This window comes from Propionivibrio dicarboxylicus, assembly GCF_900099695.1.
Taxonomy (GTDB): Bacteria; Pseudomonadota; Gammaproteobacteria; order Burkholderiales; family Rhodocyclaceae; genus Propionivibrio; species Propionivibrio dicarboxylicus.
On the sequence record NZ_FNCY01000019.1, the window covers coordinates 43,064 to 67,484 of the forward strand.

At 63.7% G+C, this 24,421-nt stretch carries 22 protein-coding genes and 1 pseudogene; 16 read left to right on the plus strand and 7 right to left on the minus strand.

Annotated features, from left to right (window positions below; translation table 11 throughout):
• Nucleotides 1–2: 2 nt before the first annotated feature.
• The 6 genes and pseudogenes from BLR25_RS17380 to BLR25_RS17405 all read right to left on the minus strand — a co-directional run bounded on the left by BLR25_RS17380 (nucleotide 3) and on the right by BLR25_RS17405 (nucleotide 4,208).
• Nucleotides 3–317, minus strand: coding sequence for an STAS domain-containing protein (locus BLR25_RS17380; RefSeq protein WP_091939439.1), 315 nt, complete (start codon nucleotides 315–317; stop codon nucleotides 3–5).
• Between the two features lie 7 nt (nucleotides 318–324).
• Entirely contained in the window at nucleotides 325–690 is a 366-nt protein-coding gene (locus tag BLR25_RS17385) for a response regulator (protein WP_091939441.1), read from the minus strand.
• 31 nt (nucleotides 691–721) lie between these two features.
• Nucleotides 722–1,333 (minus strand): annotated as a pseudogene (locus BLR25_RS22005) (methyl-accepting chemotaxis protein); the annotation flags it as partial.
• Between the two features lie 548 nt (nucleotides 1,334–1,881).
• On the minus strand, nucleotides 1,882–2,319 hold the full coding sequence (locus tag BLR25_RS17395) for a response regulator transcription factor (protein WP_091939444.1): 438 nt from the start codon (nucleotides 2,317–2,319) through the stop codon (nucleotides 1,882–1,884).
• 147 nt (nucleotides 2,320–2,466) lie between these two features.
• Nucleotides 2,467–3,114, minus strand: a complete 648-nt coding sequence (locus BLR25_RS17400) for a response regulator (protein ID WP_091939446.1) — start codon at nucleotides 3,112–3,114, stop codon at nucleotides 2,467–2,469.
• Nucleotides 3,111–4,208, minus strand: a complete 1,098-nt coding sequence (locus BLR25_RS17405; protein WP_091939448.1) for an ATP-binding response regulator — start codon at nucleotides 4,206–4,208, stop codon at nucleotides 3,111–3,113. The genes BLR25_RS17400 and BLR25_RS17405 overlap by 4 nt, the downstream gene beginning before the upstream one ends.
• A 294-nt stretch (nucleotides 4,209–4,502) precedes the next feature.
• Between BLR25_RS17405 and BLR25_RS17410 the strand changes: the two genes are divergently transcribed.
• The 16 genes from BLR25_RS17410 (at nucleotide 4,503) to BLR25_RS17485 (ending at nucleotide 23,644) form a co-directional block, all read left to right on the plus strand.
• On the plus strand, nucleotides 4,503–4,922 hold the full coding sequence (locus tag BLR25_RS17410) for an Hpt domain-containing protein (protein WP_176785969.1): 420 nt from the start codon (nucleotides 4,503–4,505) through the stop codon (nucleotides 4,920–4,922).
• Nucleotides 4,923–4,958: 36 nt separating this feature from the next.
• On the plus strand, nucleotides 4,959–6,086 hold the full coding sequence (locus tag BLR25_RS17415) for a response regulator (protein ID WP_091939452.1): 1,128 nt from the start codon (nucleotides 4,959–4,961) through the stop codon (nucleotides 6,084–6,086).
• A 15-nt stretch (nucleotides 6,087–6,101) separates the two neighbouring features.
• Nucleotides 6,102–6,695: a chemotaxis protein CheD gene (locus BLR25_RS17420; protein WP_091939454.1), complete on the plus strand. Its 594-nt coding sequence runs from the start codon at nucleotides 6,102–6,104 to the stop codon at nucleotides 6,693–6,695.
• Nucleotides 6,695–7,504: a CheR family methyltransferase gene (locus tag BLR25_RS17425; RefSeq protein WP_091939456.1), complete on the plus strand. Its 810-nt coding sequence runs from the start codon at nucleotides 6,695–6,697 to the stop codon at nucleotides 7,502–7,504. The genes BLR25_RS17420 and BLR25_RS17425 overlap by 1 nt, the downstream gene beginning before the upstream one ends.
• On the plus strand, nucleotides 7,501–8,031 hold the full coding sequence (locus tag BLR25_RS17430) for a chemotaxis protein CheD (RefSeq protein WP_091939458.1): 531 nt from the start codon (nucleotides 7,501–7,503) through the stop codon (nucleotides 8,029–8,031). The genes BLR25_RS17425 and BLR25_RS17430 overlap by 4 nt, the downstream gene beginning before the upstream one ends.
• Nucleotides 8,024–9,097, plus strand: a complete 1,074-nt coding sequence (locus BLR25_RS17435) for a protein-glutamate methylesterase/protein-glutamine glutaminase (RefSeq protein ID WP_091939460.1) — start codon at nucleotides 8,024–8,026, stop codon at nucleotides 9,095–9,097. The genes BLR25_RS17430 and BLR25_RS17435 overlap by 8 nt, the downstream gene beginning before the upstream one ends.
• Complete coding sequence (locus BLR25_RS17440) at nucleotides 9,097–9,936, plus strand: HDOD domain-containing protein (RefSeq protein WP_091939461.1); 840 nt, start codon at nucleotides 9,097–9,099, stop codon at nucleotides 9,934–9,936. Before BLR25_RS17435 ends, BLR25_RS17440 begins: the two co-directional genes overlap by 1 nt.
• A gap of 169 nt (nucleotides 9,937–10,105) precedes the next feature.
• Nucleotides 10,106–10,471, plus strand: coding sequence for a response regulator (locus tag BLR25_RS17445; RefSeq protein ID WP_091939463.1), 366 nt, complete (start codon nucleotides 10,106–10,108; stop codon nucleotides 10,469–10,471).
• Between the two features lie 9 nt (nucleotides 10,472–10,480).
• Nucleotides 10,481–11,782: a methyl-accepting chemotaxis protein gene (locus tag BLR25_RS17450; protein ID WP_091939465.1), complete on the plus strand. Its 1,302-nt coding sequence runs from the start codon at nucleotides 10,481–10,483 to the stop codon at nucleotides 11,780–11,782.
• A 12-nt stretch (nucleotides 11,783–11,794) separates the two neighbouring features.
• Entirely contained in the window at nucleotides 11,795–12,100 is a 306-nt protein-coding gene (locus tag BLR25_RS17455; protein ID WP_218122798.1) for an STAS domain-containing protein, read from the plus strand.
• Nucleotides 12,101–12,124: 24 nt separating this feature from the next.
• A complete protein-coding gene (locus tag BLR25_RS17460; RefSeq protein ID WP_091939469.1) occupies nucleotides 12,125–14,359 on the plus strand; it encodes a chemotaxis protein CheA in 2,235 nt (744 codons plus the stop codon).
• A gap of 3 nt (nucleotides 14,360–14,362) precedes the next feature.
• Nucleotides 14,363–16,810 (plus strand): methyl-accepting chemotaxis protein, encoded by a 2,448-nt coding sequence (locus BLR25_RS17465; protein ID WP_091939471.1) that lies wholly within the window; start codon nucleotides 14,363–14,365, stop codon nucleotides 16,808–16,810.
• Nucleotides 16,811–16,821: 11 nt separating this feature from the next.
• Entirely contained in the window at nucleotides 16,822–17,388 is a 567-nt protein-coding gene (locus tag BLR25_RS17470; RefSeq protein WP_091939473.1) for a chemotaxis protein CheW, read from the plus strand.
• Nucleotides 17,389–17,432: 44 nt separating this feature from the next.
• Nucleotides 17,433–17,621 carry a hypothetical protein gene (locus tag BLR25_RS17475; protein ID WP_091939474.1) on the plus strand — a complete coding sequence of 63 codons (189 nt, stop codon included), beginning with the start codon at nucleotides 17,433–17,435 and terminating at the stop codon, nucleotides 17,619–17,621.
• Nucleotides 17,622–17,663: 42 nt separating this feature from the next.
• Nucleotides 17,664–18,836, plus strand: coding sequence for a response regulator (locus BLR25_RS17480; protein WP_091939476.1), 1,173 nt, complete (start codon nucleotides 17,664–17,666; stop codon nucleotides 18,834–18,836).
• Between the two features lie 14 nt (nucleotides 18,837–18,850).
• A complete protein-coding gene (locus BLR25_RS17485) occupies nucleotides 18,851–23,644 on the plus strand; it encodes a PAS domain S-box protein (protein ID WP_091939478.1) in 4,794 nt (1,597 codons plus the stop codon).
• On the opposite strand, the gene BLR25_RS17490 is transcribed toward BLR25_RS17485, so the two are convergent.
• Entirely contained in the window at nucleotides 23,598–24,251 is a 654-nt protein-coding gene (locus BLR25_RS17490; protein WP_091939481.1) for a response regulator transcription factor, read from the minus strand. The genes BLR25_RS17485 and BLR25_RS17490 overlap by 47 nt on opposite strands.
• Nucleotides 24,252–24,421 lie beyond the last annotated feature (170 nt).

Below are 24,421 nucleotides of genomic sequence, written 5' to 3' on the forward strand. Positions count from 1 at the left end.
CCTCAGGATTCGACGGCAGCGAGGTACAGCGGATCGCCGAGCGCGCTGCCAAGATTGGCGAGATCGACAAGCCGCAGCACCGCCGGCGGATGATTGACGAACTGCACCGTCTTGCCCGGATAGCGCTTGGCAATCAACATCAGTTGCAGCCCGGCCGTATCCATCTCGGTGACCCCGGTCAGATCGATTTCCAGTGCATCGACCGCGACCAGTTCGCTGGCCAGCGCCGTCTTGAGTTCGCCGACGGTATAGATCGTCAGTTCGCCCGTCAGCCTGGCCGACGACTGTGTCCCATCCCTCTGAAACTCGAGTCCCATGATCGCCTCACATCAACAGTTTGGAGACCACCGCCAGCATCTGCTGCGGCTGGAAGGGCTTGACGACCCAGGCCTTGGCGCCGGCCTCCTGCCCGGCCTTCTTCTTTTCCTCGGCCCCTTCGGTCGTCAGCATGACCACCGGCACGAACTTGTAGGCCGGCAGTTTCTTCATTTCCCGGACGAAGGTGATGCCGTCCATATTCGGCATATTGACGTCGCTGATGACGAGATGAATCTTGCGTCCATCGAGCTTGGCCAGGGCATCCTTGCCATCGACGGCTTCGATCACGTCGTAGCTGTTGCCCTTCAGCGCCATGCTGACGACCTGCCGCATCGAGGTCGAGTCATCGACAATCAGAATGGTCTTGTTCATGCGTGTTCCCCCCTGCTAAAAATTCCATCAATCAGAAGAATGTGACTTCGGACTCGGCGACTGCGCCATGCGCACCCGGATGGGCGTGGTCGTGCTGCTCGATCGTGGTGTACATGCGCTCGATCTCGGCAATCCACGCCGACACGTCGATCGGCACCGGAACACCGGCAGCGGACACGCTCGCTTCGTCGCGCTCGACCCGTTCCCGGAGCCGGTGAATACCGGAGACGACGGCATGAAGAATCTGGCTGACGCGATCCTGGAACTGCAGATGCACCATCACCGCCTCGATATGCTCGCGTACTTGCAGGCTACCGGCACTCATCCGTTCGGCATCCTCGCTGAGCTGACGGACCAGACCGCCGATGCGTTCGAGTACCGAGTGGATCGTCGTGCCGGAATCGTTCATCAGCGCGGTGTTCTGTGCCGACAAGTTCGACGCCGTGGTCAGCGCCGCCAGCGTCGCCTGGCTGACGGCATTGACCTTGACCTGGATTTCCTGCCCGAGCTTCCCGGACTGGCTCGACAGCTTGCGCACCTCATCGGCCACCACCGCGAACCCCCGCCCGGCCTCACCGGCGCGCGCCGCTTCGATGGCGGCGTTGAGCGCCAGCAGATTGGTCTGCTTGGCGATGTCGGCGACGCCTTCGGCCATGCGCTTGAGATCCTCATTGACGCCCGACAGCGCGTTGAACTGGTCGAACATCGGCTTTTGCGCCGCGAAGGCCTGCTCCAGACGTTCGAGCATATGCACGAGTTCGCCGCGGGCGCCGTCGAGCACACCGACCACGCCCTGCTCGGACTCGGTCTGGTGCCGGTCGAGCATCTGGCGCAGTTCCGCCAGGATCGCACCGAAGCCCTGCGTCAGTTCGCTACCGGCCGTTTCAGTCTGCAGGCGGGCGATATCGACGTGTTTGGCCCAGCGCACCATCGACGCTTCCGACGCCGCGTGCAAGCTGCTGACATACGGCAGCAGATCGGGAGCATCGCCCGGCGTGCCGGCCTCCGGCGCCGCCGCCTGCGTCGGGCGATGCTCCAGCACCGACACCACGGCCATGGCGCCGACGAGCCCGGCGGCGAGCGCCAGGCCGAGCGTCAAGGACGCCTGGCTCCACACCAGCAGGCCGCCGCCTGCCACCGCGACGGCCATCGACCCCCAGCGCACCCGCTTCAACAGCGATTCAGGCTCGTTCATGTCGCCTCCCGTTCTTCGGCCGCACCGATCGTCGTCCGCGTCGCGCCGGCGGCTTCCTCGGCCGGCGCGAACAGGCGCAGCTGAAGCTCACCCAGCACCCCGAGAAAGGTATCGATATCGCGCGATTTATCGAAGAAATAATCGGCGCCCAGGTCCAGGCAACGGGCGCGATATTCGGCATCGCCGTAATTGGTGAGAACGATGATGATCACATCGGGCAGCCGCGCCTTGACGTAATCCAGAACTGACAGACCGCTGCCGCCGCGCAAGCGCAGGTCCAGCACGACGACATCCGGACGCTGCTGATCGACGCGCAAACGGGCATCAAGCTCCGTATCGGCCTCAGCCACGATCTCACAGCCCGGGATGGCGCGGATCATGCCACGCAGCCGCTCCCGGAGCAGTCTCGAATCCTCGACAAGTAAGAGTTTCATGCTTGCACCCGCCAACACCTTTCGACACGATGGGAGCAGTGTGCCGGGCGAGCGCACGCGACGAAACCGGCCGGCGGCGACAGCGCCTGTCGGCCCCCGCCGGCCGGCGTGTAGGAATCGGACTACAGCACGGGAACCGGCCGGGGTTCAGCCTGGCGGCACATCCTCGAAGAGCGCGTGGCGGACACCGTAGCGCACCAGTTCGGCGACGCTGGTCATGCCCATCTTCTGAAACAGGCGCGTCTTGTAGGTGCTCACCGTTTTCGGGCTCAGGTTGAGGCGCTGGGCGATCTCGACGACGCCGTCACCGGCCGCCAGCTGGCGAAAGATCTGGAACTCGCGGTCGGACAAGCTTTCGTGCGGCGCCCGGTCATCCTTGACGATGAGGCCGTAGGCCAGTTCGCCGGCCACTTCCGGGCTGATGAAATGGCCGCCGGCGGCGACCTTGCGGATGGCGCTGATCAATTGGGCCGAGGCGCTGTCCTTGCACAGATAGCCCGCCGCACCGGCGCGAATCGTGCGGATCGCATACTCGTCTTCCTTGTACATGCTGAGGATGAGGATCGGCAGTCGCGGCGCCTCGGCGCGAATCTGCCGGATCAGATCGACGCCGCTGCGTCCCGGCATCGACATGTCGAGCAGCAGGATGTCCCAGCCGCCTTCGCGCACCCGCGCCAGCGTCTCGAAACCGTCGCCCGCCTCGCCTTTCACCGCCATGTCGCGGCTGGCCGCGAGAATCTGCTTCAGCCCCTCGCGCACAAGCGTGTGGTCATCGGCAATCAGGATCCGGATCATGCCGCCCCCCCGCCCGACCTCGGGAGACGCACCTCGATATGCGTGCCGCGTCCCGGCGCGCTGTCGATCGTCACCGTCCCGCGCAGCAGGCTGACGCGTTCGCGGATGCCGACGATGCCGAACGACTGGCGCGTCTCGGTCGGTTCCGGCGGCAGCCCGCGCCCGTCATCGGCAATCGTCACGAGGAGATCGCCGTCGCGCTCGTCGAGCGCGACCATCGCGTGACTCGCCTCGGCATGGCGGGCGATATTGGTCAGCGCCTCCTGCACGATGCGGAAGATCGCCGTCGACATCGGCTCGTCGAGGCCGAAATCCTCACACGACAGGGACAGATCGCAGAGGATCCCGAACTGCCGCGAGAAGCGCCGCGCATAGCTCGCCAACGCCGCCTCGAGGCCGAGATCGTCGAGCATGCCGGGCCGCAGGTCCTCGCAGATGCGCCGCACCGAATCGACCGTCGTGTTGAGCATCGTGTCGATCGTCGCCAGGCGTTCGGCGATCATCGGATCGCGCGTGGACAAACTGGTCGTCAGCGCGTTGAAATCGATGCGCAGCGCCGTCAGGCTCTGGCCCAGTTCGTCGTGCAATTCGCGGGCGAAGCGGCGCCGGTCTTCCTCGCGCACGCGCAACAGGAACTCCGACAGGCGGCGCAGATGCGCTTCGCTCGCCTCAAGTTCGCGCGTCCGCTGGGCGACCCGCTGTTCGAGATGGCGGCGAATGCGGAACAGATTGGCGTGGGCACGCGCCCGGCCAAGCACCTCGCCGACGAAAAATGGCTTGCCGACATAGTCCACACCGCCGGCATCGAACGCGGCAATGCGATCGGCCTGACTGTCGGACGCACTGACAAAGATCACCGGTATGTCGCCGGTCTTTGGGTCGGCCTTGAGCCGCCGGCAGACCTCATAGCCGTCCATGACCGGCATATATACGTCGAGCATGATGAGATCGAGCGTTTCCCGCGCCACGATCTCCAGCGCGGCCGGACCGGATTGCGCGCTCCAGACCCGAAAGCCGTCCTGTTCCAGGATGGACTGCAGCAGGACAAGATTGTCGCTGTTGTCATCGACGATGAGAACGGCTGTCGAGTCCATCAGCCGCTCACCGCACGGGACCGGTTGGGAAAGGCCAGGGCAGCGGGCATCGAATCATCACGTCATCATTTAATCAAAACGCCTACTTTATGCAAGGAGCGTCAGGAGTCAACTGCTTTGGCGGGCCAACTACGTAGTTTCCGCAAAAAGTTGCAGAAATTACGGATGCACAGGGAACGGCGACTCTGGGAGCATGTCGGGAGAGGATCAAAACGTGCGGGGAGGCACGGGTGCTCTGCGCATACGCGCGACACCGTCGCAACATCCTTTTTGCACGCATCGCTGGAGAATGAAATGAACGAAGTCAAACAGGACGCCGCCGTCCGGCAGCAGGAGAGCGCCGGCACGACATCGACATCATCCGCGCTGGCATCGCTGCGCCGGATTCGTATCGACGAGGCGCTTGCCCGTTTCGGTGGCGACCAGGAACGCTACATCCACTGGCTGATCGAATTCACCGAGCATGGCCCGAATGCCGCGGCGCAGATCCGGCAGGCAATCACCAACGGCACCATCGACGCCGCGACCAAGCTTGCCCACGCGCTCAAGGGCCGGACCGGCATGCTCGGCATGGGCGAATTGCACGCCATCTGCCAGACGCTCGAACTGGCCTTGCGCAGCGGCGACCCGCCCCTGATGTGGCTGGAAGAACTGGAAACCGCCGTCGACGAAATGCGCGCGCAGATCACGACGGCACTCGGACCGGGGCGCTGACCCGAACCGATCAACGCAGAAGGCCTTCCCGACACTATGCCCACATCCTTTTCCGTCTACGTCGTCGATGATGACCCAGTCGTGCTCGAGGTCATTGGTACCATCCTGAAGGACGACTGCCGCATCAGCACCTTTACCAGCGTCGAAGACTGCCAGGTGAAGCTGGCCGACGAAAAGCCGGATCTCTTCCTGCTCGACGTCAATTTGCCCGGCCTCGACGGCTACACCTTCTGCCGCGCGCTCAAGGACGACTTCCCGACGCACCGGATCCCGGTCATCTTCGTCTCCTCGAAGGACACCATCGAGGAGCGCCTGCAGGGCTACGACGCCGGCGGCGAGGATTTCATCGTCAAGCCCTTCGCCCCCGAGGAACTGCGGCGCAAGGTCAAGGTGGCGCAAGCCCTGATCGCCGACCACAAGGCGCTTGCCGGCCAGATCGAGGAAGCCGAGATGCTGTCCTCGCTGATCATGGCCAGCATGGATGAGACGGGCATCCTGCTCCAGTTCATGAGCAAGCTGATCGGCATGGAAAGCTGCGAGGAAATCGCCGGCGAACTGCTCGAACTGCTGCGCCGCTACCGGCTCGACGGCGTCGTCCAGACCCGCTTCGACGGTGTCACGGAAACACTCAGCAGCAGCGGCAAGAACATGCCGCTCGAAGTCTCGATCATCGAGCATGTGCGCGACCAGGGGCGCATTTTCGAATTCCGCCGCCGCAGCGTGCACAACTTCGAACGCGTCACCCTGATGATCAACAACCTGCCGATCGAGGATCCGGACTATTGCGGACGCCTGCGCGACCACCTTTCGGTCGCCGCCCAGGGCGCCGATTCGCGCCTCAAGGCCATGCAGGCAGAGCAAAGCAGCCGACGGGCACAAATAGCGCTGCTCGGCGCGCTCGACAGCATCGGCGAGAGCCTGCGCGAGTTGCAGGCGGCCGAGGACGTCAAGTCGACGACCAGTTCGTCCCTGATCGTCGAACTGCAGAAGACCTTGATCGACTCCTTCTACCGCCTCGGTCTGACCGACAACCAGGAAAAATTCCTGCAGGAACTCGTCGGCGAATTCATGGCGCGCATGGCGGCTCAACTCAACAGCGGGGTCGAGACGCGCGAAACGCTGCAGCGCCTGCTGGCGAAGCTGGGGGAACTGCGCGGTCAGTGACGCGTGGAGACGCGGATGGACTACGCGAAAATGCCGGCCCGGGAAATCGAGCGCCTTGCGCGCAACGTGCATCCGGGCGCCTGGACCATCGATTCGTCGCAGCCGCTGGCGACGCTGCTCGGTTCCTGCGTCGCCGTCTGCCTCTACGATCCGCTGCTCCGGGTCGGCGGCATCAACCATTTCATGCTGCCCGACCTCGCCCGCAGCCGGCACGGCGACGTCGATAGCCTGCTGTCCGGCAACTTCGCCATGGAAGCCTTGCTCAACGCCCTGCTCGGCAAGGGCGCCAAGAAGGTCCGGCTGCAGGCCAAGGCCTTCGGCGGCGGCACCATCATCGATACCGACGGCGGTTCGCTCAGCATCGGCATGCGCAACGCCAATTTCGCCAAGGAATGGCTCGAACGCGAGAGCATTCCGCTGACATCTTCTGATTTCCTCGGCCCCTGGTCGCGCAAGATCATTTTTCTTCCGACTACCGGCGACGCCTTCTGCAAGCGGATGGTAACCAACATGGCCACAGCCGAGGTCATTGCCCGCGAAGAAAAGGCCTACGCGCAGACGCTGCTGCAGAAGCCTGCCGCCACCGACAAGAAGATCGAGCTATTCTGATGTCCGACGCCCCCATCACTGCCCAGGAATTCGCGCTGTTCCAGCGCCTTATCTACAAGATCGCCGGGATCAGCCTGAGCGATGCCAAGCGCGTGTTGCTCGTCGGCCGGCTGACGCGTCGTCTCAAGCACCACGGACTCGAGACCTTCAGCCAGTACTACCGCCTGCTGCAAAGCGGCGAGCAGCCGGAAGAACTGCAGACCATGGTGGACCTGCTCACCACCAACGAGACCTATTTCTTCCGCGAACCCAAGCACTTCGAGTTCCTGCGCGACGAGATCGTCGCCCGACGCAACAGCCCGACGACCTTCCGGGTCTGGAGCGCCGCCAGCTCGAGCGGCGAGGAAGCCTACTCGATCGCCATGACGCTGGCCGATTCGATGCAGGGCAAGAACTGGGAGATCGTCGGCTCCGACATCAGCACGCAAGTGCTGCGCCGGGCCGCCGCCGGCCACTACTCTCTGGCCCGCACCGAAGGTATCCCGAGCGAATTTCTCAAGCGCTATTGCCTGCGCGGCGTGCGCGCCAACGAAGGCACGCTGCTCATCGCCCCGGAACTCCGCCAGCGTGTCAGCTTCCACCAGATCAACCTGACGCTGCACGTCGACGCCGACATCGGCGAATTCGACGTCATATTCCTGCGCAATGTTATGATCTACTTCGATCCGGATACGAAGACGCGGGTCGTGCATAACCTGCTACCGCGGCTCAAGTCGGGCGGTTACCTGTTCATCGGCCATTCCGAAACACTCAACGGCATCACCGACCGGGTCCAGAGCGTCGAACCGACGATTTACCGAAAACCATGAAGACGATTCCCAACGCCGATTTCGAGACCGTCGTCCTGCACGCCGGCGATTTCTACTTCGGTGGCGGACGCACGCGCATCTCGACCCTGCTCGGCTCCTGCGTCTCGATCGCCTTGTGGCACCCGCGCCTGCGCATCGGCGGCATGTGCCACTACATGATGGAAGCGCGCCCGCGCCCCAGCGACGAAACGCTCGACGGCCGCTACGGCAGCGAAGCCTTCCTGATGTTCCTGCAGCACATCACCCGCACCGCCACGCAACCCGGCGACTACCAGGCCAAGCTCTTCGGCGGCGGCAACATGTTCAACGCAGAACGCGGCAAGAGCCCGGAAATCGGCGCCCGCAACATCGAATGCGGCAAGCAGTTCCTCGCCGACCACAACATTCCGCTGATTTCCTCCCATGTCGGCGGCAGCGGCCGGCGCAAGCTCCATTTCGACCTCTGGACCGGCGACGTCTGGCTGGCCTTCCCGGAAGGCGAAGGCGCCCACGTCCACACGCATCGAGGCAAGCGCGACCATGGCTGAACGCATCAAGGTCATGATCATCGACGACTCGGCCGTCGTCCGCCAGGTGGTGACCCAGGCACTCGCCGCCGACTCGGGCATCGAGGTCGTCGGCGCCGCGTCCGACCCGGTCTTCGCAATGAGCCGGATGCAGACTGTCTGGCCCGACGTGATCATCCTCGACATCGAGATGCCGCGCATGGACGGCATCACCTTCCTCAAGAAGCTCATGGCCGAACGTCCGACGCCGACAATCATCTGCTCCTCGCTCGCCGAACGCGGCGCCAGCGCCACCTTTGCCGCGCTCGAAGCCGGCGCGGTCTCGGTCATCACCAAGCCGAAGCTCGGTCTCAAGAGCTTTCTCGAAGACTCGGCCAATGACATCGTCCAGGCCGTGCGCAGCGCCGCCCGCGCCAATCCGCGCGTTCTGAGCGCAGTGCGCAAACCGGTCGCGGTAGCGGCAGCGCCCTCCGAGCGCAACCTTGCGCTCGAGCGCACCACCGACCAGGTGATCGCCATCGGCACCTCGACCGGCGGCACCATCGCACTCGAATCGGTGCTCACCCAACTCCCCGCCACCACGCTCGGCATCGTCATCGTCCAGCACATGCCGGCGATGTTCACCGCGATGTTCTCCGAACGCCTCAACGACCTCTGCCAGATCGAAGTGCGCGAAGCCCGCCACGGCGACCGCGTCATCCCCGGCCGCGCCCTGATCGCCCCAGGCGGAAAGCATATGACGCTGCGTCGCAACGGCGCCCAATACGTCGTCGACGTCGCCGACGGGCCGCTCATCAACCGGCACAAGCCTTCGGTCGACGTGCTCTTCCGCTCGGTCGCCAAGATCGCCGGTGCCAATGCGCTTGGCATCATCATGACCGGCATGGGCGACGACGGCGCGCGCGGCATGCGCGAAATGCATGACGCCGGCGCACGCACCATCGCCCAGGACGAAGCCAGCTGCGTCGTCTTCGGCATGCCGAAGGAAGCGATCAAGCTCGGTGCCGTCGACCAGGTCATCCCGCTCGACCAGATCCCGGCCGCGATCATCGGCCACTCGGCCCGCCATCTCAAAGGAGACAGCTGATGGACGCCCCGTCTGCCCTGGAACGGATCGCTGCCGACGCGGCGCGCGGCGACATCGTCTTCCCGACCCACACCGACATCGCCTTGCGCGTACAGCGCCAGCTCGACGATCCCGACTGCAGCAGCGAATCGCTCGTCAAGCTGCTGGCAGCCGAACCGCTGCTCTCGGCGCGCGTGCTCTCGCTCGCCAACTCGACCGCCTACAATCCGGGCGGCCGCAGCATCGCCGACCTCAAGAACGCTATCGCGCGCATCGGTTACGCCGCCCTGCGCGCGCTGACCGCCTCGATCGTCGTCCGTCAGATGCAGGGCATGTCGGGCAATCCGGCGCACCGCGCCATCGCCGCCCGCCTCTGGGAGCACACCACGCACGTCGCCTCGCTCGCCCGCCTGCTGGCCCGCCGCGTCACCCGGCAGAACCCGGACGCCGCCTTTTTTGCCGGCATCGTGCATGAAGTCGGCAGCTTCTACCTGATCTCGCGCGCCGCCGCCTACCCCGGCCTGCTCGAAGGCGACCACACGCTGGAAGCCTGGTGCGGCGACGGCGAGGCGCTGGTCGGACGCGCCGTGCTCAAGGCGCTCGACGCGCCGGCATCGGTCGCCGACGCCATGGAGGTGCTCTGGGGCGGCTATCTCGCCATGCCGCCGTCCTCGCTCGGCGACACCCTGCTGCTCGCCAACGAACTGGCGCCGGTCGAGTCGCCGCTCGACGCCCTTGAAAGCATGAGCCGCAAGGGGATGCCGGTCGAACTCGAACTCCTCATCAATGACGAAACACTAACGTCGATTCTGGCCGAATCGGCCGACGAAGTGCAGTCCCTGCGCCAGGCGCTGGCCTGACGCAGGAGACCCGTAATACTACGTAGTTCCCGCAAATTCTTGCGGTTTCCACGGATGCACAAACCGATCGGCATTTGAGAGCATCTACCGGTCATGGCGAAACCCGCAGACCACGCGATCTGCAACGACGGAGCCGCACCGCCGTCGGCAACATTGAAAAAGGAACAACATGCGCACAATCATGCTGGTGGATGACTCCGCCACCATTCTGCTGAGCATTTCGAGCATTCTGAGCAAAGCCGGCTATGGTGTCGAAAAGGCGGCCAACGCCGAACTGGCGCTGCAGAAATTCACCGCCGGCGTCAAGGTCGACCTGCTCATCACCGACCTCAACATGCCGGGAATGAACGGCATCGAACTGATCCGCGAGGTCCGTAAGCTACCGGCCTACAAGTTCATGCCGATCCTCTTCCTGACGACGGAATCGCAGCAGAGCCGCAAACTCGAAGCCAAGGAAGCCGGGGCTTCGGGCTGGATCGTCAAACCGGCGACCGCCGACGAGCTGCTCAACACCATCAAGCTGGTCCTCAAATAAGGATGTGAGATGACGCCGTTGGCGAGTTCGCCGCGCCGGCAGATTGCCGCCCGTACACTGGCGGTACAGATTTCGGCGGCTGTTCTGGTCGCCGCGCTGGTCTATGCGCTGCACGGCTGGTTCCACGGCACCCTGGCCCCCTTGCTCGGCCTCGGGGCGCAGCTCATCGACACGCTCGGCACGCTCGGCGTCGTGCTCTTCTTCATCGCGCTGCAGCGCGTCATCTCGACGCTATATTTCAACGACGCCTATTTCGGCTTGCGCGAGACGATCGAGGATCCGCGCCCGCGCTGCAACACCGATCGCCTGTGCGACCGCATGATCGTCCCAGAGCTGCGCGAGATCGCGCCGGTCAACAATCTGCTCATCGACCAGCTGCACAACGTCGTTGCGCAGACCGAAAAAGCCGCCTTCGACATCACCGAACGCCTGCACGCCGTTGACGCCGTCATCGGCGAGCTGCAGAAGGTCGTCACCGCCGCCAGCGTCGAAACGATCGGTATCGCGCAGAGCTCGGAAAGCCGGTCGACGCAGAACCAGCAACTGATCGAGCGCCTGAAGAACTTCATCCACCAGCGTCTTGACGACACGCAGCGCGAAGCCGCCGAAAGCAAGGACGTCATCACCCGCACCGAATCGCTCAAGAAGCTCGTCGAGCTTGTCCGCGCCATTTCGGCGCAAACCAAGCTGCTCGCGCTCAACGCCGCCATCGAGGCGGCACGCGCCGGCGAAACCGGACGCGGCTTCGCCGTCGTCGCCGACGAGGTCCGCCAGTTGTCCGAAAACACCGATACCGCCGTCGACAAGATCAACGAAGGCATCGGCGCCGTCTCGACGATCATCGAAAGCCAGCACCGGACAAAGGTCAGCCACCAGCGCATCGACGAAGAGCAGAAGACGCTCGAAGCCTTCGCGCAACAGCTCGAATCGCTCGACCAGAACTACCGGCAGATGGTCGACAAGGAGCACGATGTCATCGCCCGCATCGCCGAGAGCGGCGAAGAGCTCGCGCAGATGTTCGTCAGCGCGCTGGCCAGCGTGCAATTCCAGGACGTCACCCGACAACAGATCGAGCACGTCATCGAAGGGCTCAAGGCCGTCGGCACGCATACCGGCGCCGTCGCCGACGCCTGCGCGCCCGGTGCCTGCGACCGCCCGCCGAGCGAACTGCCGTCGCTCAAGCAGCGGATGGACGCGCTGTATGCGAGCTACGTCATGGAAAACCAGCGTGACATTCACGACCGGGCGCTCGGCCGCGCCACACCGCGTCGTCAGGACGCTCCGGCAAATAGCCGGATCGAGTTGTTCTAGGAGACAAGCGCCATGCCAATGACACAACGACTGAGCGTGACCGAAGAGATGACGATCTACCATGCGCTCGACCAGAAAAACCTGCTGCTCGACGCGCTCCTGACCTGCGACGTGCTCGAACTCGATCTGCTGCAGGTCGGCGACATCGACACCGCCGGCCTGCAACTGCTCATCATGTTGAAGAAAGAGGCGCAGCGCACCGGCAAGCGCGTGGCGATCGTCGCGCACAGCCAGGCGGTGCAATCGGTCATCGACTTCTGCAACCTGGCCGCCGAACTCGGCGACCCGCTGCTCATTCCGGCAGCGCAGGCGGCATAGCGGAAAACGACTTCGGAGAACACCATGGACGAACTGACCAGCGTGTATGTGCAGGAAAGCCGGGAACAGCTGGCCGAGATGGAAGCCGGCCTGCTGCGGCTCGAGCAGACGCCCGACGACCGCGACACGATCAACGCCGTGTTCCGCGCCGCCCACACCATCAAGGGCGGCTCCGGCGTCATCGAATGCCACTTCATCGAGCACTTCACCCACCTCGTCGAGAATCTCCTCGACGCGCTGCGCAATGACGAAATCGAACTGTCGAGTGCCATCACGACGCTGCTGCTTGAATGCTGCGATCATATGGGACACCTGGTCGACACGCTCGCTGCCGGCACCCCCGAGCCCGACCCGACCCTCTGCGCCGACGGCGAGGCACTGACCGGACGCCTGAAGGACATCATCGCCGCCGAACCGGGCCGGGGCGGCTCGTCGAGCCTGACCGTGACCGACGACACGGTCGAAGTCGAGAACCTCGGCAACGGCGTCGTCAATACCGACAGCTGGCACATCTCGGTGCGCTTCGGTCGCAACGTCATGCGCGGCGGCATGGACCCGCTCTCCTTCCTGCGCTATCTCGGCAATCTCGGCGAGATCATCGGCACCGAAACCATCACCGACGCGATGCCGGCCGCCGCCGACATGGATCCGGAATCCTGCTACATGGGCTTCGAGATCCGCCTGCAGACGCGCGCCTCGAAATCCGAGATCGAACGCGTCTTCGATTTCGTCCGCGACGACTGCGACCTGCGCATCCTGCCGCCGCAAAGCACGGTCACCGACTACATCCGCCTGATCAACGAACTGCCTGAAGACAACCTGCGGCTGGGCGAAATGCTGGTGCGCTGCGGCGCGCTGACGCAGGCCGAAGTCGACGCCGGTCTCAAGGCCCAGCATGCCGCCGAAGACACGCCGGCGGCCGAAGCGACGGCGCCGCCGCTCGGCGAGATCCTCGTCGAAAGCCGCATGGTGCACAAGGAAATCGTCGATGCCGCCGTCAATCGCCAGACGCAGATCGTCGACAAGAAAGCGCGCGAAGCCCAGCTTGTCCGCGTCCATGCCGACAAGCTCGACCAACTCATCGACCTCGTCGGCGAGCTCGTCATTGCCGGCGCCTCGGCCAACCTGCTGGCGCTCAAGAGCAACCAGTCGGACCTCGTCGAAGCCACTTCGATCCTCTCGCGCCTCGTCGAAAGCATCCGCGATTCGGCGCTGCAACTCCGCATGGTGCAGATCGGCGACACCTTCAACCGTTTCAATCGCGTCGTCCGCGACGTCTCGAAGGAACTCGGCAAGGAAATCGAACTGTCGATCAGCGGTGCCGACACCGAACTCGACAAGACCGTCGTCGAGAAGATCGGCGACCCGCTCATGCACCTCGTGCGCAACTCGCTCGATCACGGCATCGAACCGGTCGCTGTCCGTCTCGAACGCGGCAAACGCGCCTGCGGCCGTGTCTCGCTCAACGCTTACCATGATTCCGGCATCATCGTCATCCAGGTCTCGGACGACGGCGGCGGACTCAACCGCGAGAAAATCCGGGCCAAGGCGATCGAACGCGAGCTGATCCAGCCGGGCGACAACCTTGGCGACAAGGAAATCATCAACCTCATCTTCGAACCCGGCTTCTCGACCGTCGACAAGGTCTCGAATCTCTCCGGACGCGGCGTCGGCATGGACGTCGTGCGGCGCAACATCCTGGCGCTGCGCGGCACCGTCGATGTCGAATCGGTCGAAGGCCAGGGTTCGACCTTCACCATCCGGCTACCGCTGACGCTCGCCATCATCGACGGCTTCCTCGTCGGCATCGAAAAAGCCGCCTACGTCATCCCGCTCGACTCGGTCGTCGAATGCATCGAACAGAAGAACCTGACCGGCGACCGCAACTTCCTCAACCTGCGCGGCGAGGCGCTGCCCTTCATACGCCTGCGCGATATCTTTGAAATCCCGGGCGAGGCACCGGCCCGCGAAAGCATCGTCGTCGTCCAGTCCAACGGACGCCGTGCCGGCATCGTCGTCGATCACCTGATGGGCGAATTCCAGACGGTGATCAAGCCGCTCGGGCGCATGTTCGCGCACCTGCGTGGCATCGGCGGCTCGACCATCCTGGGCAGCGGCGAGGTCGCCCTCATCCTCGATGTCGGCGCCCTCGTCAATCTCGTCACCCGCGCCGAGGAAGAGCGTCTGCTGCCACACCGGCACACGCTCGCGCTCGCGTCCTCTTCCACCAATTCCACTGCGATTCCATCGGGGAGATAAACCATGTTCAAGAATCTTAAAATCGGCCTCCGGCTCGGCCTTGGCTTCGGCGTCGTCCTGCTCCTGCTGGTCGTGCTGTCGAGTCTCTCGATCGAACGCATCAGTACCATCAACAAAGACACCGTCGACATCGTCGACGACCGCATGCCGAAGATCGAAATGTCGTCGGAAATTCGTGAAAACCTGCTGATCATGGCGCGTTCGATCCGCAGCCTGATCCTCTCCAATGACAAGGCCTTCGAAAAAGCGCAGGTCGACATCATCACGAAGGCGCGCCAGCGCAACACCGAACTGGTCGAGACGCTCAAGCCGATGCTCAATACCGAGAAGGGCAAGGCACTGCACGCCAAGATGGTCGACGCGCGCGCCAAATACGTCGCCATCCTCGACGTACTGCTGCCGATCGCCAACAGCAACTCACCGACCTATAACGCGGAAAAAGCCACGGCACTGCTCTTCGGCGACTACACCGTCGCCGCAGGCGTTTATCTCGATGTCACCAAGGAATTCGCCGATTTCCAGAAAGCCAACGCTGCCTCCGCCGGCAAGAACGCCATCGCCGACGCCAGCGCGGCCAAGACCACCATCATCACCATCGCCGCGATCGCGCTGCTGCTCGGCTTCGTCCTCGCCTGGTGGATCACGCGCAGCATCACCGCGCCGGTCAATGCCGTCAGCGACGCCGCCAAGAAGATGGCTGTCGGCGATTTCAAGTTCTCGCTCAACAACGACGCCAAGGATGAGGTCGGCGACGTCTCCCGCGCCGTTGCCTCGGTGCAGCAGGCCGTTCAAGCGATGAGTGCCGACGCGGCGTTGCTGTCTAATGCGGCGGTGGAAGGCAAGCTGGCCACCCGCGCCGACGCGACCAAGCACCAGGGCGACTTCCGCGCCATCGTCAAGGGCGTCAATGACACCCTCGACGCCGTCATCGGCCCCTTGAACGTCGCCGCCAAGTACGTCGATGACATCTCCAAGGGCGCCATCCCGGCCAAGATCACCGACACCTACAACGGCGATTTCAACACCATCAAGAACAATCTCAACACCTGTATCGACGCCGTCAACGCCCTCGTCGCCGACGCCGCCATGCTCGCCAAGGCGGCGGTCGAAGGCAAGCTGGCCACCCGCGCCGACGCGACCAAGCACCAGGGCGACTTCCGTGCCATCGTCAAGGGCGTCAATGACACGCTCGACGCCGTCATCGGCCCCTTGAACGTCGCTGCCAAGTACGTCGATGACATCTCCAGGGGCGCCATCCCGGCCAAGATCACCGATACCTACAACGGCGATTTCAACACCATCAAGAACAACCTCAATACCTGTATCGACGCCGTCAACCAACTCGTCGCCGATGCCAACATGCTGTCCGATGCCGCGGTCGCCGGCCGTCTCGAAACCCGTGCCGATGCGACCAAGCACCAGGGCGACTTCCGCAAGGTCGTTCAGGGCGTCAACGACACGCTCGACGCCGTCGTCGGGCCGATCCAGGACGTCCAGCGCGTCATGGGTGCGATGGAACAGGGCGACATGACCCAGACCATCACGCGCAACTACCAGGGCGATTTCGACACGCTCAAGCGCGCCATCAACAACACCATCGCCAAGCTCTGCGAGACGATCACCCAGATCAACACCGCCGCCGACGCCCTCACCAACGCCGCCAGCCAGGTCTCCGCCACCGCCCAGTCGCTGTCGCAATCATCCAGCGAACAGGCCGCCTCGGTCGAGGAAACCACCTCGTCGATGGAACAGATGACCGCCTCGATCTCGCAGAACACCGAGAACGCCAAGGTCACCGACAACATGGCCTCGAAGTCGGCCAAGGAAGCCGCCGAGGGTGGCGAAGCCGTCTCCCGCACTGTCGATGACATGAAGAGCATCGCCAGCAAGATCAGCATCATCGACGACATCGCCTACCAGACCAACCTGCTGGCGCTCAACGCCGCCATCGAGGCCGCCCGCGCCGGCGATCACGGCAAGGGCTTCGCCGTCGTCGCCGCCGAAGTGCGCAAGCTGGCCGAGCGCTCGCAGATCGCCGCCCAGGAAATCGGCGGCCTCGCCTCCTCTTCGGTCAAGCAGGCCGAACGCGCCGGTGCGCTGCTCACCGAAATGGTCCCGTCGATCCGCAAGACTTCCGACCTCGTCCAGGAAATCGCCTCGGCCAGCCAGGAGCAGTCGTCCGGTGTCGCCCAGATCAATGGCGCCATGGGGCAGCTCAACCAGACCACGCAACAGAACGCCTCGGCCTCCGAAGAACTCGCCGCCACCGCCGAAGAACTCGGCGCCCAGGCCAACGAGCTGCAGCAGACCATGACCTTCTTCAAGCTCGACGACAACAACGCCAGCATCCGCTTCACCCGCCAGGCCGCTCCAGCACGCAGCCCGGCCAAGGCCGCGCCGTCGCGTGTCGCCGCCGTTTCCTTCAATGACGGCGACTTCGAGCGCTTCTGAGGAAGGCCACCATGGGACAGATCTCAACCTCCTCTGCCGCCGCCCCCACCGGGGGCGCGCTTGCCGTCCATGACGCGCCGTCGCAGCAGTACCTCACCTTCTCGCTCGGCGGCGAGATGTTTGCCGTCGGCATCCTCAACGTCAAGGAAATCATCGAATACGGCCATCTCACCGAGATTCCGATGATGCCCACCTTCATCCGCGGCGTCATCAACCTGCGCGGCAGCGTCGTCCCCGTCATCGACCTCTCCGCCCGCTTTGGCGGAAAGAGCACCGAAGTCTCCCGGCGCACCTGCATCGTCATCGTCGAAGTCGCCGACGACGACACCCGCCACGACATCGGCATCATAGTCGACGCCGTCTCCGAAGTCCTCGACATCCCCGCCAGCGAAATCGAACCCCCGCCTTCCTTCGGTGCCAGAATCCGCGCCGACTTCATCTTCGGCATGGGCAAGATCGCCGGCAAGTTCGTCATCATCCTCAACATCGGCAAAGTCCTCTCCGTCGATGAAATCGCCATGCTCACCAGCACCGAGGGGCTCTCGGCCGACAGCGCCGCGGGCACACCCCTCGGCTAGCCGGTCGACGCAGCCTACTTCCCACGGAAACAGCGGAGACGATCATGAAGCGCGATTTCCTCAAACGCTCCCCCCCGGCCGCCCCGATCGTCGGCGCAGCGAAAATCGTCGATGACGATGTACTCGCTGCAGACGACGCCGGCGCAGTTCCCCGCCTGGTCGCGGCAACGCAGCGCTGCAGCCACTGGTCGCCGGTCATCCCGCCGCAATCGCCGACATCGAGACACCACTGAGTTCGCCTCAGCCTCGCGCCCATCTTCCGCACCATCGTCATCATGAACGCTCCCACTGCCGTGTCATCCACTCCGGCGCCCGCCGCCAGACCGGCCGCGTCTTCGCAAGCATTCCGGCGCAGGGTCACCGACAACGAGGTCGTGCTGATCGTCGATGACTCGCCCGAGAACCTCGGCGTTCTCGGTGATTTGTTGCAGAATGCGGGCTACCGCGTCAAGGTCGCCAACTCGGGACGTGCCGCGCTGCATTTCGCCGACAAGCCGCCGATACCGTCCTTGATCCTGCTCGACATCATGATGCCGGACATCGACGGCCACGAGGTGCTGCGCCAACTGCGCAGCCAGCAAAGCACCCGCGACATCCCGGTCATCTTTCTCACCGCCAAGGACACCGGCGAAGACGAGGAGTGGGCCTTCTCGGCCGGCGTCTCCGATTACATCGTCAAGCCCTTCCGCCCGGCCATCATCCTCGCCCGCGTCCGCAGCCAGCTCCTTGTCCGTCAGGCCCGGCACTGGCTGGTCGGCCAGAACCAGGCGCTCGAAGCCGAAGTCGAGCGCCGCATGCGCGAGAACCAGGAAATCCAGAACGTCAGCATCCGCGCGCTGGCGCACCTCGCCGAGACCCGCGACTATGAAACCGGCAAGCACATTCAGCGCACGCAGGAATACGTCCGCTTGCTCGCCACGCATCTCGTCGCGCACCCGCGCTTCACCAGCACGCTGACGCCGAGTTACATCGACACGCTGGTGCGCTCCGCCCCGCTCCATGATATCGGCAAGGTCGGCATCCCCGACCATATCCTGCTCAAGCCGGGCCGGCTGACCGATGCCGAGCGCGAGGTCATGAAGACGCATACGACGCTCGGCAGCAACGCCATCAGCGCCGCCGAACAGGAAGCGTCGACCGACGTCGCTTTCCTCGTCCAGGCCAAGGAAATCGCACGCTGGCATCACGAGCGCTGGGACGGCACCGGATATCCCGACGGACTCTCCGGCGAAGGTATCCCGATCTCGGCGCGACTGATGGCCCTGGCCGATGTCTTCGACGCCCTGATCTCACGACGCGTTTACAAGGCGGCCTTCGACTTCTCCAGCGTCCGTGACATCATCATCGCCGAACAGGGCAAACTGTTCGACCCCGACGTCGCACAGGTCTTCCTCGATCACTGGGAGGAATTCGAAGCCATCGCCCTGCATTACGGGCTCGATCGCTAAACGGCAGGCCGATCATGATCAATGCCACCGTCAATCGCTTGTTCGCCGTGCTCAGGCAACGACGGTCCCTGGTCATCGTTTTCGCGTACCTGCTGCTCGCCGCGCTCATCCTGGTCGCCGAAGAATTATCGACGGGCAATTTGCCGGGCGGAGCCAGCCCGCTGTTCACGACCGGCATGCACCTTTTCTTGATTCTCGCATCGGCCGCATTCATCCTCATTGCGCTGTCGACCGAACCGACACCGGCACGCCAGGAATCCCCGTCGCTGATCGCGCCGTACAAGACGCGCTATCTGACGCTTTTCTTCCTCGTCCTGCTGCTGATCGTCCCCGGCCTCGCCGGCATCTTCATGATCACCGAGACGCGCAAGGTCGAACACAGTGCCTTCGATGCCCTATCGACGGTTGCCCAGCTGAAAAGCGACCAGGTCGAAAACTGGCTGAGCGAGCGGCAGACCGATGCCGAGATTTTCGCCCGCGGCAGCGCGCTTTCGCGCCTCGTCGAACGCATCAAGGCGGACGCACGCAACGAGGCCACAGAATTCATCGCCAACCGCATCCGCGCCATTCGCACGACCAAGAGCCATTACCGGTCGATCACGCTGTTCAACGAAAAAGGCAGCCTCATCCTCAACGATGGCGACACCATCCGGCCGACCGAACCGATCCAGGCGCTGTTGCAAAAAGCGCGCACGCGCGGCGCCGTCGTGCGCAGCGAGCTGATGACGACACCGGACGGCGCCACCGTCATGTATTTCGTTGCGCCCCTCCGCCACAGCGACGACGCCGGCAGGACGACGCTGTCGGGCTTCATCGTTTTCTGCATCGATGTCCAGGCCGACATTTTCTCGGAACTCGCGCAATGGCCGACACCGGATCGCAGCGGCGAGATCCTGCTGCTGCAGAAACGCGCCGGCCAGGCCATCCTGCTGAACACGCTACGTGACGGCAAGATGCCGCCGCAAGGCGCAGAAATCGCGCTATCGACGCCGAAAGCCGTCGCGGCGATGGCTTTTGCCGATAACGCCAATGGCATGCTCATCGGCGACAACTATCTGGGCAAGAAGGTCCTCGCCTCATTCCGCCCGGTGCGCGACACCGCCTGGGTCGTGCTCGCCAGCGTCGAACACGACGAGGTCATGACACCGGTACGGCACGCCGCCGCCTGGGTTCTGTCGATCGCCATCGTCGCGACGTTGATCACCATGGGCGTGCTGGCGCTGCTCTGGCGACAACGTGAAAACGCCCACCAGCTCTATCTCGCCAGCGAAAGAAACAAAGCCGACCAACTGCTCCAGCGCTTCTTCGACCTGCCCTTCGTCGGCATGGCGATCTTCTCGCCGACGATGCATCGCTTCGTCCGGGTCAACGAACGCGCCTGCCAGATCGCCGGCTACGACAACGAGGAACTCGTGCAACGCACCTGGTTCGACGTCGTCCATCCCGAAGACATACCGGCGGTGCGCGAGAAAGTGCGAGCCATCTTCACCAACACTGCCGATGTCGCCACGCTCGAGCACCGTGCCGTGCGCAAGGATGGCACGATCATCTTCATCAACTTCGACCTCCGCGCCGTCCGCTCGCCCGAAGGCGCGATCGAGTACCTCATCGGCACCGCCGAAGACATCACCCAGCGCAAGCATGATGAACTGGCACTGCGCATCGCCAACGCCAAGCTCAAGAAAAACCAGGAAGAACTCGAGGCGCAGAACGCCTCGCTGCGCCAGGCCAAGGCGGCACTCGAGGAATCGCGCAGCCGCTACGTGAGCCTCTACGAATTCGCCCCGGCCGCCTATCTGACCCTGTCGCTCGACGGCGACATCCAGCGCATCAATCACACCGGCATCGCCCTGCTGGCGGTATCGCGCGAACGCATCTCCGGCGCCAATTTCGCCGAATTCATCGATCGCGACGACCTTCCGCTGTGGGAGGAATTCGTCGACGCCGTGACACAGTACAGGGAAGCGCACGGTTTCGAGTTCAGGCTCGCCACGTCGGACGTCGAAAATATCCACACGCTCCGCGCTGAAGGCGCCATGCAGATGCTGCCCGGCGAGCCGACGGCGATACGCATGACGCTGACCGACATCAGCGAGCAGAAGCAGGCCGATCTGGCGCTCAAGGCGAGCGAGGCGCGCTATGCCAGCTTATTCACCCGTAATAACATGGCAATGCTGCTGATCGACCCGGAATCGGGCGCCATCGTCGACGCCAACGAGCAAGCCTGCCGCTATTACGGCTGGAATCTCGACACGCTGTGCACGATGCACATCCAGGACATCAACGTGCTGCCCGGCGACAGCATCCGTGCACGCATGCAGATCGTCACCAGCCGGGACCATCACCACTTCCAGTTCCGGCATCGCCGGGCCGGCGGCGACGTACGCGACGTCGAGGTCTTTTCCGGGCCGATCGAGATCGGCGAGCGAACGCTCCTGCTCTCGTCGATTCAGGACATCACCGAACGCAAGAAGAACGAACAGACCCTGCGCATGCTCTCCGAAGCGGTCCGCCAGAGTCCCGACGCCGTCGTCATTACCGACACGCAAGCCCGGATCGTCTACGTTAACGAGGCATTCACCGACCACACCGGCTACACGCGCAAGGAAGCGCTCGGACAGAATCCGAGCATGCTCCATTCCGGCGAAACACCGCCCGAGGTCTTCGCGTCGCTCTGGGAGACGCTGCGCCGCGGCGAGTCCTGGCGGGGCGAATTCAACAATCAACGCAAGGACGGCACGCGTTTCGTCGAATTCGCCGTCGTCGCGCCGATCCGTCAGGACGACGGGACCGTCACCCACTATGTCGCTGTCAAGGAAGACGTCACCGAGAAACAGAAACTGAACGACGAACTCGGGCGCTACCGTGACCATCTTGAGGAACTCGTCGACGATCGCACCGCGCAACTGGCCGAAGCCCGCATCCAGGCCGAAACGGCCAACAAGGCCAAGAGCGTCTTCCTCGCCAACATGAGCCACGAAATCCGCACGCCGATGAACGCCATCGTCGGCCTCGCGCACCTCCTGCGCAGCAGCGACCCGACGCCCCGCCAGGTCGATCGGCTCGAGAAAATCGAGAATGCCGCCTCGCACCTGCTGTCGCTGATCAACAATATCCTCGACCTCTCCAAAATCGAGGCCGACAAGATGGAAATCGAGGAAACCGACTTCACGCTGCCCTCGATCCTCGACGACGTTCGCGGCCTCATCACCGACGAAGCACGCCAGAAGCGCCTGCCGGTCATGGTCGACACCGGCAACGTGCCGCTCTGGCTGCACGGCGACCCGACGCGCCTGCGCCAGGCACTGCTCAACTACGCCGCCAACGCCGTCAAATTCACCGAGCAGGGACACATCGTGCTCCGCGCCGTCCTGCTCGAAGACGACGGCAGTGCGCTGACCGTCCGTTTCGAAGTCGAAGACACCGGCATCGGCATCCCCGAAGAGAAGATTCCCGAGCTGTTCCAGACCTTCGAGCAGGCAGACTCCTCGACCACGCGCAAATACGGCGGCAGCGGCCTGGGCCTCGCCATCACCCGCCGCCTGGCCAAACTGATGGGCGGCGACACCGGCGTATACAGCGAACGCCACCGTGGCAGCACCTTCTGGTTCACTGCCCGCCTGAAGCATGGAAAAGGCATTCGGCCGAACATCGTCGAGCCCGCCGCCACGGTCAATCTGGAGCATGAAATCCTCGCGCACCATGCCGGCGCGCGTGTGCTGATTGCCGACGATGTCGATGTCAATCTTGAAGTCGCCCAGTTGCTGCTGCACAGCGTCGGCCTGCAGGTCGATTCGGCGCGCAACGGTCGCGAGGCGATCGACAAGGCAAGGACGACGCCATACGACCTCATCCTGATGGATATCCAGATGCCGGAAATGAACGGACTTGACGCCTCGCGCGCCATCCGCGCGCTGCCCGGTCATGCCAACATCCCGATCCTGGCGATGACCGCCAATGCCTTCGACGAAGACCGGCGCGCCTGCATGCAGGCCGGCATGAACGACTTCATCACCAAGCCGGTCAATCCCGACAAGCTCTACAGTGTCCTGATCCGCTGGCTGCCGCGGGACGGCAAGCGCCAGGTGCCGGCCGAGGAGAACAAGGCCGCGCCGGTGGAAGAAGGCACGCCGCGCTCACTCTCGGAACAACTCGCCGGCATCGAGGAACTCGACCTTACCCAGGGACTTGCCCGCGTTCGCGGCAATGAGGACAAGTACTTGCACGTCATCAATCTGTTCCTGCAACGGCACGAGTTCGATGCCGACAGCCTCGCCGAAGCCCTGGCGGCCAACGACATGGAGCGTTTCGAACAGGTCGTCCACGCGCTCAAGGGAACGGCGGCGCTGATCGGCGCGGTGCCGGTCGCCGAAGCCGCCGGACGCCTGATGACGGCATTGCGCCGCGCGGCGCCGATGGAGGAAATCGACATTCTCTACCAGCCGCTACGGCAAAAGCTGACCAGTCTGGTCGACGTGCTGCAACAGGTACGCGAACAGAATTCCCGCCGCGCCGAAACCGGTGCGCCCGATCATGCGCGCTGCAACGAAGTCCTGTTGCACCTCGAAAAACTGCTGGAAGCGGGCGACATCTCGGCCGGTTCACTCGCCCGCAAGGAGCGGAAGTTCCTCCAGCAAACGCTCGGCAACAACGCCGAAGCACTGCTTGCGGCCATCGACATCTTCGATTTCGCCCTCGCCCTCGGCGAAGTCCAGCGCATCCAACGCAAGTCCGCTGAAGAGAGCGGATCGGCTGACAGCGCTATTGAGACGACAGCGTCGCTTTCCCCGGTGGCATCGCCTCAATGACGATGCGTACCAACTCGGCGATCGACCCCGCCTGCAACTTCTGCATGATGAGTTGGCGGTAGGTTTCAGCGGTGCGCGTGCTGATGCCAAGTTCCTCGGCAATCACCTTGGTCAGCTTGCCCTCGAAGATCCCTTGCAGGACCTCCTTCTCGCGCGGCGTCAGCAAGGCAATGCGCTCCCCCATCCGGCGGTTGCGGGCCTGCAATTCGGCACGTTCGCGATCGATGCGCAAACCATCCTGGATGCGTTCGATCAGCTGTTGCGAGGAGAACGGTTTCTGGAAGAAATCGAGCGCGCCGCCGCGCATGGCGCGAACGACCGACTGAACCTCGGCGTAGGCCGATACGAAAATCATCGGCAGGTTGATATTCCGCCGGTGCAATTCTTCCTGGAGTTCAAGCCCGCTCATGCCGGGCATGCGCAGGTCGCTGACGATACAGCCCTCAAGATCCTCGAGCGGCTCATCGAGAAACAGCACCGCGCTTTCGAACACCTTGCAGGGAAGATTCACCGACTCGACAAGATCGACCAGCAAGAAACTCGCCACCGGATCGTCATCAATCAGGTAAACCCTGGGTTCGCTACGCGCTGATTTATCGTGAGTCATTCGTTTTGGGTGTGAGCGGCCTATGCGGTTTTTTTAAATGGATACCGACACGGCGAGGATAATACCCATTCGAGATTATGGCTGCAACAATATGAATAATATGACAGCGCCAGAACAAACCGGCCGGAACGCCGCAAAACGACGTCCCGACCGGAGAACGGGATGACAGC

Bases quoted from the DNA above. Each gene is read 5' to 3' on its own strand.
- BLR25_RS17435 (WP_091939460.1), top strand. From the start codon at position 8,024: ATGGCTGAACGCATCAAGGTCATGATCATCGACGACTCGGCCGTCGTC.
- BLR25_RS17445 (WP_091939463.1), top strand. From the start codon at position 10,106: ATGCGCACAATCATGCTGGTGGATGACTCCGCCACCATTCTGCTGAGC.
- BLR25_RS17400 (WP_091939446.1), bottom strand. From the start codon at position 3,114: ATGATCCGGATCCTGATTGCCGATGACCACACGCTTGTGCGCGAGGGG.
- BLR25_RS17485 (WP_091939478.1), top strand. From the start codon at position 18,851: ATGATCAATGCCACCGTCAATCGCTTGTTCGCCGTGCTCAGGCAACGA.
- BLR25_RS17475 (WP_091939474.1), top strand. From the start codon at position 17,433: ATGAAGCGCGATTTCCTCAAACGCTCCCCCCCGGCCGCCCCGATCGTC.
- BLR25_RS17455 (WP_218122798.1), top strand. From the start codon at position 11,795: ATGCCAATGACACAACGACTGAGCGTGACCGAAGAGATGACGATCTAC.
- BLR25_RS17415 (WP_091939452.1), top strand. From the start codon at position 4,959: ATGCCCACATCCTTTTCCGTCTACGTCGTCGATGATGACCCAGTCGTG.
- BLR25_RS17460 (WP_091939469.1), top strand. From the start codon at position 12,125: ATGGACGAACTGACCAGCGTGTATGTGCAGGAAAGCCGGGAACAGCTG.
- BLR25_RS17410 (WP_176785969.1), top strand. From the start codon at position 4,503: ATGAACGAAGTCAAACAGGACGCCGCCGTCCGGCAGCAGGAGAGCGCC.
- BLR25_RS17405 (WP_091939448.1), bottom strand. From the start codon at position 4,208: ATGGACTCGACAGCCGTTCTCATCGTCGATGACAACAGCGACAATCTT.
- BLR25_RS17440 (WP_091939461.1), top strand. From the start codon at position 9,097: ATGGACGCCCCGTCTGCCCTGGAACGGATCGCTGCCGACGCGGCGCGC.
- BLR25_RS17450 (WP_091939465.1), top strand. From the start codon at position 10,481: ATGACGCCGTTGGCGAGTTCGCCGCGCCGGCAGATTGCCGCCCGTACA.
- BLR25_RS17430 (WP_091939458.1), top strand. From the start codon at position 7,501: ATGAAGACGATTCCCAACGCCGATTTCGAGACCGTCGTCCTGCACGCC.
- BLR25_RS17380 (WP_091939439.1), bottom strand. From the start codon at position 317: ATGGGACTCGAGTTTCAGAGGGATGGGACACAGTCGTCGGCCAGGCTG.
- BLR25_RS17465 (WP_091939471.1), top strand. From the start codon at position 14,363: ATGTTCAAGAATCTTAAAATCGGCCTCCGGCTCGGCCTTGGCTTCGGC.
- BLR25_RS17385 (WP_091939441.1), bottom strand. From the start codon at position 690: ATGAACAAGACCATTCTGATTGTCGATGACTCGACCTCGATGCGGCAG.
- BLR25_RS17395 (WP_091939444.1), bottom strand. From the start codon at position 2,319: ATGAAACTCTTACTTGTCGAGGATTCGAGACTGCTCCGGGAGCGGCTG.
- BLR25_RS17490 (WP_091939481.1), bottom strand. From the start codon at position 24,251: ATGACTCACGATAAATCAGCGCGTAGCGAACCCAGGGTTTACCTGATT.
- BLR25_RS17425 (WP_091939456.1), top strand. From the start codon at position 6,695: ATGTCCGACGCCCCCATCACTGCCCAGGAATTCGCGCTGTTCCAGCGC.
- BLR25_RS17420 (WP_091939454.1), top strand. From the start codon at position 6,102: ATGGACTACGCGAAAATGCCGGCCCGGGAAATCGAGCGCCTTGCGCGC.
- BLR25_RS17470 (WP_091939473.1), top strand. From the start codon at position 16,822: ATGGGACAGATCTCAACCTCCTCTGCCGCCGCCCCCACCGGGGGCGCG.
- BLR25_RS17480 (WP_091939476.1), top strand. From the start codon at position 17,664: ATGAACGCTCCCACTGCCGTGTCATCCACTCCGGCGCCCGCCGCCAGA.